This window comes from Pseudomonas sp. AAC (genome assembly GCF_000725445.1).
In the GTDB taxonomy this organism is placed as follows: domain Bacteria; phylum Pseudomonadota; class Gammaproteobacteria; order Pseudomonadales; family Pseudomonadaceae; genus Pseudomonas; species Pseudomonas citronellolis.
In genome coordinates this window covers 121,069-133,774 of the sequence record NZ_KL647094.1, presented here as the reverse complement: position 1 = coordinate 133,774, position 12,706 = coordinate 121,069, and the positions used below count along the sequence as shown (strand labels likewise).

Annotated in this window: 9 protein-coding genes and 1 pseudogene; 2 read left to right on the top strand and 8 right to left on the bottom strand. The window is 71.6% G+C overall.

The genetic code is table 11. From position 1 onward, the window contains the following. Positions 1 to 440 precede the first annotated feature (440 nt). Both FG99_RS00555 and FG99_RS00550 read left to right on the top strand, forming a co-directional pair. A complete protein-coding gene (locus tag FG99_RS00555; RefSeq protein WP_009619597.1) occupies positions 441 to 1,628 on the top strand; it encodes an acyl-CoA dehydrogenase family protein in 1,188 nt (395 codons plus the stop codon). Positions 1,629 to 1,636: 8 nt separating this feature from the next. Then, entirely contained in the window at positions 1,637 to 2,734 is a 1,098-nt protein-coding gene (locus FG99_RS00550; protein WP_043266552.1) for a sigma-54 interaction domain-containing protein, read from the top strand. Positions 2,735 to 3,084: 350 nt separating this feature from the next. On the opposite strand, the pseudogene FG99_RS00545 reads toward FG99_RS00550, so the two are convergent. The 8 genes and pseudogenes from FG99_RS00545 to FG99_RS00515 form a co-directional block, all read right to left on the bottom strand. Continuing rightward, positions 3,085 to 4,097: pseudogene (locus FG99_RS00545) on the bottom strand (aldo/keto reductase). Between the two features lie 21 nt (positions 4,098 to 4,118). Beyond that, entirely contained in the window at positions 4,119 to 5,936 is a 1,818-nt protein-coding gene (locus FG99_RS00540) for an ABC transporter ATP-binding protein (protein WP_043266550.1), read from the bottom strand. Between the two features lie 15 nt (positions 5,937 to 5,951). Further along, positions 5,952 to 6,083, bottom strand: coding sequence for a hypothetical protein (locus FG99_RS32700; protein WP_256204820.1), 132 nt, complete (start codon positions 6,081 to 6,083; stop codon positions 5,952 to 5,954). A 16-nt stretch (positions 6,084 to 6,099) separates the two neighbouring features. Next, entirely contained in the window at positions 6,100 to 7,539 is a 1,440-nt protein-coding gene (locus FG99_RS00535; protein WP_043267872.1) for an MFS transporter, read from the bottom strand. 11 nt (positions 7,540 to 7,550) lie between these two features. Further along, the gene (locus FG99_RS00530; protein ID WP_043267870.1) at positions 7,551 to 8,753 is read right to left on the bottom strand and encodes an acyl-CoA dehydrogenase family protein; all 1,203 of its coding nucleotides are present in this window, start codon (positions 8,751 to 8,753) and stop codon (positions 7,551 to 7,553) included. A gap of 25 nt (positions 8,754 to 8,778) precedes the next feature. Beyond that, entirely contained in the window at positions 8,779 to 10,182 is a 1,404-nt protein-coding gene (locus tag FG99_RS00525) for an LLM class flavin-dependent oxidoreductase (protein ID WP_043266548.1), read from the bottom strand. After that, on the bottom strand, positions 10,160 to 11,821 hold the full coding sequence (locus FG99_RS00520; RefSeq protein ID WP_043266546.1) for a dipeptide ABC transporter ATP-binding protein: 1,662 nt from the start codon (positions 11,819 to 11,821) through the stop codon (positions 10,160 to 10,162). The genes FG99_RS00525 and FG99_RS00520 overlap by 23 nt, the downstream gene beginning before the upstream one ends. Beyond that, positions 11,818 to 12,705: an ABC transporter permease gene (locus FG99_RS00515; protein ID WP_043266544.1), complete on the bottom strand. Its 888-nt coding sequence runs from the start codon at positions 12,703 to 12,705 to the stop codon at positions 11,818 to 11,820. Before FG99_RS00515 ends, FG99_RS00520 begins: the two co-directional genes overlap by 4 nt. Position 12,706: the final 1 nt, after the last annotated feature.

The window sequence follows — 12,706 nt, the reverse complement described above, 5'->3', positions numbered from 1 at the left end:
GTCACGGCGGCGTGGTCACCCGGTCGCCCTCCCTGCCGCCGGCCGGGTGTCTTGACGCACCGGTCCGGGGGCATCCTGCAAGCTTGCCATCCTGCTCGCCCGGGGTTTGCACCCAAGCGACCCGGCGCATCCTGAAACCGACCTGCGCCCTGGCCCGGCGTCTTCCCTATTAGCGGGTTTAGCTGGTGTGCAGGCGCGGCGCCAGGGGTTGCCGATCGGCGGAAGCGCCGGGGCAACAGCGAATCAACAGTTGTTGCTCAGATAACAACAAGCCGCCCGCGCCAGGCCGCGCAAACCGGCCCGGCGGCCGCTGGAATGGTTATTGCTCGGCCCTGCGTGCAGTTCAATTTCGCCGGCCGGGCCCATGGCGGCCGCGGCCGAAGGTTCATTGCCGGGGCGGCGCCCGCCTGAAGGCCGCCCCGACCGACGAGGGATCCCGTGTGAGCGCCAACCAGCAAAGCCGCATCCTCAACCCTTTGCAGATCGCCCGCCAGCTGGCCGCCGGTTTTGCCGAGAACGCCGCCGAACGCGACGAGCGCGGCGGCACGCCCAAGGCCGAGCGCGACGCCATCCGCCACAGCGGCCTGCTGGCCCTGAGCATTCCCGGCGCCTTCGGCGGCCATGGCGCGGACTGGTCGCTGACCCTGGAGGTGGTCCGCGAGTTCGCCCGGGCCGACAGTTCGGTGGCCCACGTGTTCGGCTTCCACCACCTGATGCTGGCCACCGTGCGCCTGTTCTCGCGCCCGGAGCAGTGGCAGCCGTGGTTCGAGCTGACCGCGCGCAAGAACTGGTTCTGGGGCAATGCCCTGAACCCGCTGGACACCCGCACCCAGGTGAAGTGGTTCGACGGCTGGTGCGAGTTCTCCGGCAAGAAGAGCTTCTGTTCCGGCGCCAACGACTCGGAGATGCTGATCGCCTCGGCGGTGGACGAAAGCGCCGGCGGCAAGCTGCTGATCGCCGCGCTGCCCAGCGGCCGCAGCGGCATCGGCGTGCACGACGACTGGGACAACATGGGCCAGCGCCAGACCGACAGCGGCAGCGTGACCTTCGAGCGGGTGCGCGTGGAGCGCTCCGAGCTGCTGCTGGACCCGGGCCCGCTGAGCACGCCTTTCGCCTGCCTGCGCCCGCTGCTGGCGCAGCTGATCTTCGCCCACATGTTCCTCGGCATCGCCGAAGGCGCCTTCGAGGAATTCCGCGGCTACACCCTCAAGGAGGCGCGGCCCTGGTTCCGCTCCAGCGCCGAGAGCATCAGCGAGGACCCGTACGTGCTGCGCCACTACGGCGACTTCTGGGTCGGCCTGGAAGGCGTGCGCCTGCTGGTGGAGCGCGCCGCCGCGCAGTTCGACGCGGCCTGGGGCAAGGAACAGCGCCTGGGTGCCGAGGAGCGCGCGGAGCTGGCCATCGCCATCGGCACCGCCAAGGTCGCCGCCACCCGCGTGGGCCTGGAACTCTGTAGCCGCCTCTTCGAAGTCACCGGCGCCCGCGCCACCCACGCCGCGCTGCGGCTGGACCGGCACTGGCGCAACCTGCGCACCCAGAGCCTGCACGACCCCCTCGATTACCGCGTCCAGGAGCTCGGCGCCTGGGCGCTCAACCGGCAGCGACCTTCGCCCACGTTCTACTCGTAAGGAAGCCCATGCAACTGCTGACTCTCCCACCCAACCCGACACTGGCCACCTCGATCCGGGCAACCGCACAGGTCTTCGAAGACCCGAAATCGCAGGCGCTTCTCTCCCATTTGCAACAGGTCGCCCCCAGCGAGGCCAGCGTCCTGATCATCGGCGAGACCGGCACGGGAAAGGAGCTGGTCGCACGTCACATCCACAATTTGAGCGGCCGGCGCGACCGGCCCTTCGTCGCGGTGAACTGCGGGGCCTTCTCCGAATCCCTGGTGGAGGCCGAGCTGTTCGGCCACGAGAAGGGCGCCTTCACCGGCGCTCTCAGTGCCAAGGCTGGCTGGTTCGAGGCGGCCAACGGCGGCACCCTGTTCCTCGACGAGATCGGTGACCTGCCGATGCCCATTCAGGTCAAGCTGCTGCGCGTGCTGCAGGAGCGCGAAGTGGTGCGCCTGGGCTCGCGCAGGGGCATCCCGATCGACGTGCGGGTGCTGGCGGCCACCAACGTGCAACTGGAGAAGGCGATCAACGCCGGGCATTTCCGCGAGGACCTGTACTACCGCCTCAACGTCGTCACCCTGCAGCTGCCCGCGCTGCGCGAGCGGCGCGGCGACATCCTGCCGCTGGTGCGGCACTTCATCGGCACCTACGGGCGCAAGCTCGGCTTCGAGGCGGTCGACCTGAGCGAGGCGGCGGCGCGCAAGCTGGCGGAGTACGACTGGCCGGGCAACATCCGCGAGCTGGAGAACGTCATCCACCACACCCTGCTGGTCTGCCAGGGCGGCCGCATCGAGGCCGACGACCTGCGCCTGCCGGGGCTGCGCCCGGAACGCCTGGAGGGCGCGGCCGGCGCCGACGAGCCGCTGGAGGCGCAGCTGGAACGCGCCTTCCTGCGCCTGTTCCGCGAGCGCGGCGGCGACGTGCATGGGCAGGTGGAAAGCCTGCTGGTGCGCGAGGCCTACCAGTTCTGCCATGCCAACCAGGTGCACACCTCCGACCTGCTGGGGCTCAGCCGCAACATCGTCAGGGCCCGGCTGATCGCCGCTGGCGAACTGGTGGTGAACAAGCGCCGCACGCCGGCGCCGTTGGCCAGCCGTATCGTGCGGTTGTCGATCTGAACTGGGTGGAGGAGGACGGGCGAGCACAGCTTTTTGTAGGAGCGAGCTTGCTCGCGAACGGGGCTTCCCGTGGCTTCGGTGCTAGGACCAAGAGCACCCTCTCCCCAGCCCTCTCCCTGAAGGGAGAGGGGGCTTGTCCGTGCAGAGAGAAGGAATGGTTTCAACCTGAAAGCACCGGCGCGTCCGGCTGACTCAAGAGCATCCGAACGCACCGAACGGTCCCCTCTCCCTTCAGGGAGAGGGTTAGGGAGAGGGTACGGCGTTAGCCCCCCGCACCAGCGTTACCGGCAAACTCCATTCGCGAGCAAGCTCGCTCCTACGAAAAGCGCTTCGGCGCGGCTGGCGTCCCGTCATTCCCCGCGCGGGCGGCGGCCGGGGACGAAGTGGGTCGGGTCGTTGTAGCCCGGCGTGGAGGCGTGGCCGGGGGTGACCAGGGCGTCGACGAAGGCTTCGTCCTCGGCGTCCAGGCGCACGTCCAGCGCCTTCAGGTAGTCCTGCCATTGCTCCTCGGTGCGCGGACCGACGATGGCCGCGCTGACCAGGGCGTTGTTCAGCACCCAGGCGATGGCGAATTGCACCACGCCGACGCCACGCGCCTCGGCGTGGGCCTTCAGCTTCTGCGCTATCTCCAGGGACTCCGCGCGCCATTCGGTCTCCAGGATGCGCTTGTCCTGGCGCCCGGCGCGGCTGTCGGCGGCCGGCTCCACGCCCGGCAGGTACTTGCCGCTGAGCACGCCGCGGGCCAGCGGGCTGTAGGGCACCACGCCCAGGCCGTGGAATTCGGCGGCGGTGAACTGCTCGGTCTCGGCCTGGCGGTTCACCAGGTTGTACAGCGGCTGGCTGGCGATGGGCCGGGGCACGCCCAGGCGCTCGGCCACGTGGACCACCTCGGCGATGCGCCAGCCGCGGTAGTTGGACAGCCCCCAGTGGCGCACCTTGCCCTGGGCGATGGCGTCGCCGATGGCCGCGACCGTTTCCTCCAGCGGCGTCTGCGGGTCCTCGCGGTGCAGGTAGTAGAGGTCCAGGTAGTCGGTGCCCAGGCGTTTCAGGCTGGCATCCAGGGCTGCGGCGATGTGCTTGCGGCCCAGGCCGCGGCGGTTCGGCCAGGCGTCCGCCGGGCCCATGCCGACCTTGGAGGCCAGCACCCAGTCGTCGCGGCGCACGGCGATGGCCTGGCCGACGATCTCCTCCGAGCGCCCGTCGTTGTAGACGTTCGCGGTATCGATGAAGTTGATCCCGCGCTCCAGCGCCTGGTCGATGATGCGCCGCGAGCTGGCGGCGTCGGTCTGGCCGCCGAACATCATGCTGCCCAGCGCCAGGGGGAGACCTGCAGGCCGGAGCGGCCCAGGGTTCGGTAGTTCATGTCGCTCTCCGGTTGGGAAATTCAGACCGCCTCGGCCTCTTCCTGGAACAGCCCGTCGGACTGCCGGCTCCACAGGCGGTAGTACTGGCCGCGCTTCTTCAGCAGCTCCTGGTGGCTGCCGTCCTCGACCACGCGGCCCTTGTCGAAGACGATGATGCGGTCAAGGTGCGCCACCGTCGACAGGCGGTGGGCCACCACGATCACGGTCTTGCCCTGCATGATGCTGTCCAACTGGTCCTGGATGAAGCGCTCGGTGATGGAGTCCAGGCTGGAAGTGGCCTCGTCCATCACCAGGATGGGTGCGTTCTTCAGCAGCACCCGGGCGATGGCGATGCGCTGCCGCTGGCCGCCGGACAGCTTGACGCCGCGCTCGCCCACCAGGGAATCGTAGCCGTGCTCCATGCGCTCGATGAAGGCGCTGGCGCCGGCGCCGTGGATGGCCGCGGCCAGTTCCTCGGCGCTGGCCTCCAGGCGCCCGTAATGGATGTTCTCGCGGATGCTGCGGTGGAACAGCCCGGGCTCCTGGGGGATCAGGCCGATCTGCCGGTGCAGCGAGTGCTGCGTCACCTCGCGGATGTCCTGGCCGTCGATCAGCACCTGGCCGCCGTCGACGTCGTACAGGCGCAGCAGCAGGTTGAGCAGGGTGGACTTGCCGGAGCCGGAGAAGCCCACCAGGCCGACGCGCTGGCCGGCCGGGATGCGCAGGTCGAGCTGCTCGAAGATCGGCTGGCCGGGGTGGTAGCCGAAGCGCACGCCGCGGAACTCGACGTTGCCCTGGCGCACTTCCAGGCGGCGGGCGTCGGGGCGGTCGACCACCTCGTGGGGGCGGATCAGGGTGCGCACGCCGTTGGCGATGTTGCCGGTGGCCTCGAACAGCTCCAGGAAGCGCCGCGACAGACTGGCCACGTCGTTGATGATCAGCAGCGCCATGCTGGTGGCCATGACGAAGGCAGCGATGCTGATGGCGCCGCTGCGCCACAGCCACAGGGTGAGCAGCAGCATGCCGATCTTCAGGGCCATGCCGCAGCTGTTCTGGAACCAGCGGATCTTCTCCATGTAGCCCAGCGAGCGGCCGGCCGCCGCCAGTTCGCGGTCCAGGTAGCCGGACAGGTAGTCCAGCTCGTGGGAATGCCGGGCGAACAGGCGCACGTTGCTCAGGTTGGTCACCGCGTCCACCACCTTGCCGGTGCTGATGCTGCGCGCCGCGGAGTACTGCTGCGCCAGCGGGTGGCTGCGCCGGGCGAGCAGGAAGGAGATGCCGATGAACAGCACCGACCAGCCCAGCATGAACGCCGCCAGCAGGCCCGAGGCGCTGGCCAGCACCAGGCTCGCCAGGCTCAGGGTGACCAGCAGCGGGATCAGGTCGAAGAGCAGGATGTTCATGGTCTGGTTCACCCCCATGGCGACTTCCGAGACCTTGTGCGCCAGGGCGCCGGCGAACTCGTTGCTGACGAAGCGGTGCGAGTGCTGCTGCAGGTAGGCGTAGACGGTGTGGGTGACGCGCGCCCGCTGGCGCGGCAGCACGCGGATGTTGATGGTGTTGGCGCTGCGGGTGAAGACCACCTCCAGGGCCACCAGCACGGCGAAGCCGGCCACCGGCCAGAACAGCGCCTCGGGCGTGCTGCTGGCGTTCACCAGGCGGGTGACCTGGCCCAGGCTCCAGGGGATCAGCACGGTGCAGACCACCGCGGTGATCTGCAGCAGCAGGATCGCCAGGTAGGCCCAGCGGTACTGGCTGACGAAGTGGATGACGAAAGGTACTGGCGCCTCCGGCAGGTAACGGATGTTCCAGGCGTGGGCCTGGCGTTCGCCGGCGGTGTCGTCCGGGGTGTGGCTCATGGCGGGTAGGGTCCTTCAGGCATGGGTCAGGGGCAGCAGGTAGCGGGTCACCGGGAAGGCCGTGCCGTCCTCCCCGAAGACCCGCGAGGCGTTGCTTTGCGGGGTGAAGCGAACGGCGTGGATCAGCGCGGGAATGGGCTCAGCCATGGGCGGTCTCCTTGGGTCATGGGTTATCGGCGAGCGAGGGCCTGGCGTGGCCGCTGATGGAGGCTCCGGCGGTCTCGCCCAGGCGACGGAACGACAGCGCCGAGGCGGCGCACAGCACAGCCCCGGCGAGCATCGCCAGGGACAGGTCGGCGACCTGCGGCTGGGCATGGCCCTGGGCGTGCATGACCAGCCCCAGCAGGCTGGCGGCCAGGCCCACCGCCAGGCTCATGGCCAGTTGCATGGACATCGCCGACAGGCTGCTGGCGCGGCTGGCCAGCTCGCGCGGCACCTCGCAGAAGGTCAGGGCGCCCAGGGTGCTGAACTGCAGCGAGCGCAGCAGGCCGCTCAGGTACAGCAGCCCCAGCAGCAGCCACAGGGGTGTGTCGGCGCGCAGTAGGGCGCAGCCGACGATGGACAGGGCGCAGAGCAGCGCGTTGCCGACCAGGGTGCGGCGGAAACCCAGGCGCTGGACGATGCGCACCGAGAGGAACTTCACGCTCAGCGCGCCGGCGCCGCCGGCGAGGGTCAGCAACCCGGCGTCCAGCGCCCCCAGGCCGAAGCCCAGCTGCAGCATCAGCACCATCAGGAACGGCTGCGCGGCGCTGCCCAGGCGGAACAGGTTGCCGCCCCAGATCGCTGTGGCGAAGGTGGGGATGCGCAGCAGGCCGAGGTCGATCAGCGGCGCCGCGTGACGCCGGGCATGGCGCCAGTAGGCCAGCGCGGCGCAGGCGCCGGCGGCCAGCAGCGCGGCCACCGCCGGCAGCGGCAGCAGGCGGTGGCCCAGGGCCTCGAAGCCGAACACCAGCGCCGCCAGGGCGCAGCCGCTGAGCAGGAAGCCGCGGCGGTCCAGGCGCCGCTGCGGATCGCCCGGGAAGTCGGGGACGAAGCGCAGGATCAGGACGATGCCCAGCGCGCCGATGGGCAGGTTGACCAGGAAGATCCAGTGCCACGACAGCAGGTCCACCAGCAGCCCGCCCAGCGGCGGGCCGAGCAGCGGCCCGACCAGCGCGGGGATGGCCAGCGCGGCCATGTTGCGCAGCAGGGTGTCCGGCGTCGACCAGCGCAACAGCAGCACCTGGCCCACCGGCGCCATCAGCGCCCCGGCGGCGCCCTGGGCCAGGCGCGCCAGGGACAGCTGCAGCAGCGAGGTGGACGCCGCGCAGGCCAGCGAGGCGAGCATGAACAGGCCGATGGCCGCCAGCAGCACCCGGCGCGGGCCAAAGCGGTCGGCCACCCAGCCGCTGACTGGCACGAACAGCGCCACCGCCAGCAGGTACAGCGACACCACCAGGTTCATGCGCACCGCGGCCTCGCCGAAGTCGGCGGCCATCTGCGGCAGCGCGGTGAGCACCGCGGTGCTGTCCAGCAGCTCCATGAACAGCGCGGCGCCGGTGATCATCGGCACCAGGCGGCCGCCGCGCGCCGGGGCGTCGATGGCGGGGAGCAGGGGGCGCATGGCTGCGCCCATCAGAACAGCCCCGAGGTCGGCGGCTCGCTGCCCTTCAGGCGCCAGGCGCCGACCACCGCGGCCTTCCAGTGGCGCGGGTTGTGGTTGGCCAGGGTGCGGGCGTTGCGCCAGTGGCGGTCGAGGTTGTGCTGGCGGCCGGTGGTGGAGGCGCCGCCGACGTCGAACAGCAGTTCGGCGGCCTTGAGCGCCGATTCCACGGCGATGTACTGGGCCTGGGCCACTTCCACCGCGGCGAGGTTCACCGCGTCGTGGTCGAGGCCCGCCGCCCAGGCTTCGTCGAGGCGCTCGGCGGCGCGCAGGATCACCGCCTCGGCGGCCAGGGCGCGGGCGGAAATCTCGCCCACGGCGAATTCCACGTAGGGGTCGTCCACCGAGCGCTGCGCGCTGCTGTGCTTGATCGGCCGGGCGTGGTCGCGGGCGAAGGCCACGGCGTCGGTCAGGGCGTTGCGGGCGATGCCGGCCTCCACCGCTCCGAGGAACAGTTGCAGGAAGGGCGTGACGATGGAGCGCTGGCCTTCCTCCACCACCCGCGGGCGGATTTCCCCCGGCTGCACCAGCAGGTCGTTCAGGCGCGTGGTGCCGCTGGCGGTGAGGCGCTGGCCCATGGCGTCGAAGTCGTCCAGCAGTTCCAGGCCCTCGCGGTCGCGCGGGACCACGAAGGACACCGGCCTGTCGTCCTCGTCCAGTGCCACCGCGCTGACCCAGTCGGCGTACAGCGAGCCGGTGCTGTAGAACTTGCTGCCGCTGGCGCGGAAGGCCTCGCCGTCGCGGCGCAGGCGCGCGCTCACCGCGCCGTTGGCGCCGCCGATCTCCCAGCCGGCATTGCCGAACACCTCGCCGGCGAGGAAGCGCGGGAACCAGCGCTGCTGCTCGGCCTCGTCGCCGCGGGCGAGCAGGCCCTCGATGAAGGCGAAGCTGGGGCGCAGCGACTGGGCGACGTTGGAGTCCACCGCCGCCAGGTCGATGACGAACTGCACGGTGTCGCGCACGCTGGCGCCGGCGCCGCCGTATGCGGCGGGGATGCGGAAGCACAGCAGGCGATCGGCGGCCAGGGCGCGCACCTGTTCGTGGGGCAGCTGGCGCAGGCGCTCGCGTTCGGCGGCGCCCTCGGCGATGGCGGCCAGGCGCGGCACGGCGCGGCGGCGCAGCTCGGCCAGGTCGAGGGGGGCGGGGGGCAGGGCGGTTGCGGCGGATGTGGGCATCTTCAGGTCCATCTCGGGAAAGGGATCAGGCTGGCGCCTGGGCGAAGCGCAGCGGCGCGCTGGCCTGGCGCAGGGCCGCCGGGTCGCGGTAGCGGGCGCCATGGTGGTCGGCGGGCAGGCGCGCGTGGCCGGCGCCGAACAGCCGTTCGCGCAGGGTCTCGCCGTCGTTGTAGGCCTCGCGGAAGCGTCCGCGGCGGCGCAGCTCGGGCACCACCAGTTCGATGAAGTCGCGCGCTGTGTGCGGGGTGAGGAACTGGCGCAGGTTGATGCCGTCGATACCGTCCTCGTCGAGCCATTTCTCGATCTCGTCGGCCACCACCTTTGGCGTGCCGGCGACGAAGAAGCGGCCCTCGTCGAAGCCGCCCAGGCGCTTCACCAACTGGCCCACGGTGGCCTGCGGGTCGCTGGCCAGCAGCGCCGCCCAGGGTCCGCCGCCGGGCAGCTCGGCCAGCGGCGTGTGCGCCGGGAAGGCGGCCAGGTCGACGCCCGACTGCATGTGCGCCAGGGCGCCGTCGAGGCTCTGCAGGCGCCGGTAGTCCTCCAGCTTGGCCTGCACTTCCAGGTCGTTGCGGCCGACGATCACCGCCGCCTGGACGATGAACTTGATGCCCGCCGGATCGCGCCCGTGGGCGCGGGCGCGTTCGCGCATGTGGGCGATGTTGCGGCGCACCGCCGCCGGGGTAGGGCCGCCGGTGAACACCACTTCGGCGTGGCGCCCGGCGAACTCGGTGCCGGCCGGCGAGCCGGTGGCCTGGAACAGCACCGGGGTGCGCTGCCGCGAGGGCTGGCAGAGGTGCGGCCCGGCGACCCTGAAGTGCTCGCCGACGTGGTCGATGTAGCGCACCTTGGCCGGGTCGGTGTAGATGCGCCGCTGGCGGTCGGCGATCACCGCGTCGTCGTCCCAGGAGCCTTCCCAGAGCTTGTAGAGCACGTCCAGGTATTCGTCGGCGATCTCGTAGCGGCGGTCGTGGGGCACCTCGTCGTCCAGGCCGAAGTTGCGCGCGGCGTTGGGCAGGTAGGAGGTGACGATGTTCCAGCCGACGCGGCCGCGGGTCAGGTGGTCGAGGGTGCTCATGCGCCGGGCGAAGGCGAAGGGCGGCTCGTAGGTGGTGGAGAAGGTGGCGCCGAAGCCCAGGTTGCGGGTCACCACGGCCATCGCCGGGATGACCAGCAACGGGTCGTTGCTGGGCACCTGCACGGCTTCGCGCAGGGCCGTCTCGGGGCCGCCGCGGAAGCGGTCGTAGACGCCCACCACGTCGGCCAGGAAGACGCCGTCGAAGGTGCCGTGCTCCAGCAGTTGCGCCAGTTCCGTCCAGTAGTCGATGTCGTTGAAGCGGTGCCGCTGGTTTTCCGGGTGGGCCCAGAGGCCGTGGACGATGTGGCTGACGCAGTTCATCTCGAACAGGTTAACGTGCAATGGCTTCGACACGGATGCGGCGCTCCCGGGGTTGCGGCAGGTGGGGAATGGCGCCCAGCAGGGCGCGGGTGTAGTCGTGCTGCGGGCGGGCGAAGACCTCGCGCACCGGGCCGCTCTCGACGATGTGGCCGTCCTTCATCACCAGCACGCGGTCGCTGACGTGGCGCACCACGCCCAGGTCGTGGGAGATGAACAGGCAGGCCAGGCCCAGGCGCTGCTTGAGGTCGGCCAGCAGGTCGAGGATCTGCGCCTGCACCGAGACGTCCAGCGCCGACACCGGCTCGTCGCACACCAGGATTTCCGGCTGCGCCGCCAGGGCGCGGGCGATGGCGATGCGCTGGCGCTGGCCGCCGGACAGCTCGATGGGCCGGCGCTGCAGCATGCCCGCCGGCAGGCGCACCAGTTCCAGCAGTTCGCGCGCCCGCTGCTGGCGCTCGGCGCGGCTGCCGCCGGCCCGGGCCAGGGCCTCGTCGAGGACGCGGGCCACGCTGTAGCGCGGGTCGAAGGAGGCCAGCGGGTCCTGGAACACCACTTGGATGCGGCGCCTCTCGCGGCGCTGGGCGAGGGCGTCGAGGGCGCTCCAGGCCTGGCCGCGCAGGTACACCTCGCCGCTGTCGGGGCGCTCCAGGCCGAGGATCATGCGGGTGAGGGTGGTCTTGCCCGAGCCGGATTCGCCGACGATGCCCAGGGTCTCGCCGGCGCGCAGGGTGAAGGAGGCGTTGGCCACCGCCTGCTGCGCCGCGCCGTTCGGGCCGCGGAAGTGCTTGGCCAGTTGCCGCGCCTCCAGCACCACCGGCTGGGCGCCGAGGCTGGCCGGCGGCGGCTCGCTGGCGGCGGGCTGCGGCGCATGGCTGAGGTGCACCGCGGAGGCTGCGCGCAGCAGCGAGCGGGTGTAGGGGTGGCGCGGGTCTTCCAGCACCTGGTCGACCGGGCCTTCCTCGACTATCACGCCGTGCTGCATCACCGCCACGCGGTGCGCCAGGCGCGCCACCACCGCCAGGTCGTGGCTCACCACCAGCATGGCGCGGTTGCGCTGGCGCAGGCTTTCCAGCAGGTCGAGGACCTGCGCCTGGACGGTGGCGTCCAGCGCCGTGGTGGGTTCGTCGGCGATCAGCAGGTCGGGGTCGCAGGCGATGGCCGAGGCGATCAGCGCGCGCTGGCGCAGCCCGCCGGAGAGCTGGTGCGGGTACTGGCGGGCGCGCAGCTCGGCCTCGGGCACGCCCACCGCGCGTAGCAGGTCGAGCACCTTCTGCTGGCGCCGCTCGCGGTCCAGGGACGTATGCAGGCGCAGCGGCTCGTCGATCTCGCGGCCCACCTGGCGCAGCGGGTCGAGCGAGCCGAGGGCGTCCTGCATCACGAAGCCGATGCGCGAGCCGCGCAGCTCGCGCCACTGGCGGCCGCCTAGGTTCAGCAGGTCCTGGCCGTCGAAGGCCAGGCGCCGCGCGCGGATCTGCGCGCCGGCGCCGGTGAGCCCGGCCAGGGTGCGCGAGGTGACGCTCTTGCCCGAGCCGGACTCGCCGACCAGGGCCAGGCATTCGCCGGGGAAGAGGCTGAAGGACACCTGCTGCAGCACCGGCTGGGCGCGGCCGAAGGCGACGTCCAGGTCGGCCACTTCCAGCAGCGGGCGGAACGGGTTGATCAGGGTGGTCATGGGCGTTTGCCCTCGCTGTAGCGCAGCAGGGCGCGGCCGAGCACGGTCACGGCGACCACGGTGAGGGTCACCGCCGTGCCCGGTGCCGCGACCAGCCACCAGGCGTTGGAGAGGAAGTTGCGGCCGACCGAGAGCATCGAGCCCCATTCGGGCGCCGGCGGCGGCGCGCCGAAGCCGAGGAAGCTCAGCGAGGCGCCGGCGGCGATGTTGGCGCCAATGCCCAGGGTGGCCAGGATCAGCACCGGGCGGATGGCGTTGGGCAGCAGGTGGCGCCAGATCACCGCCGGCCGCGACAGGCCCAGGGTGACTGCCGCCTCGACGTAGGCCGCGCCGCGCACCACCTTGGCCTGGGCCCGCACCAGGCGGGCGTAGCGCGGGATGCCGGCGATGCCCACGGCGAGCATGGCGTTGACCAGCCCCTGGCCCCAGAAGGTGATGATGACCAGGGCCAGCAGCAGTTCCGGGAAGGCCAGCAGCACGTCGATGCCGCGCATCGCCGAGGCGTCCAGCCAGCGCGGCCCGAGCCCGGCGGCCAGGCCCACGGCGATGCCGCCGAGCAGGCCGATGGTGGTGGCCGCCAGGCCCATCAGCAACGACGGCCGGGCGCCGTGCACCAGGCGTGCGAGCACGTCGCGGCCGTTCTCGTCGGTGCCCAGCCAGTGCGCCGCGCTGGGCGCCTGGAAGGCGTGGCGGGCGCTGGCGGCTAGCGGGTCGGTGGCCACCAGCCAGGTCGGCGCCAGGCTGGCGAGCACCAGCAGCGCCAGGAACACCCCGGCCAGCGTCAGGCCCGGGCGGGCCAGGGCCGCGCCGAGGAAGGCGGGCAACTGGCGGCGCCGCGACGGCGCGGGCAGCAGGCGGGGCAGTGCGGTCGACGGACCGGCCATG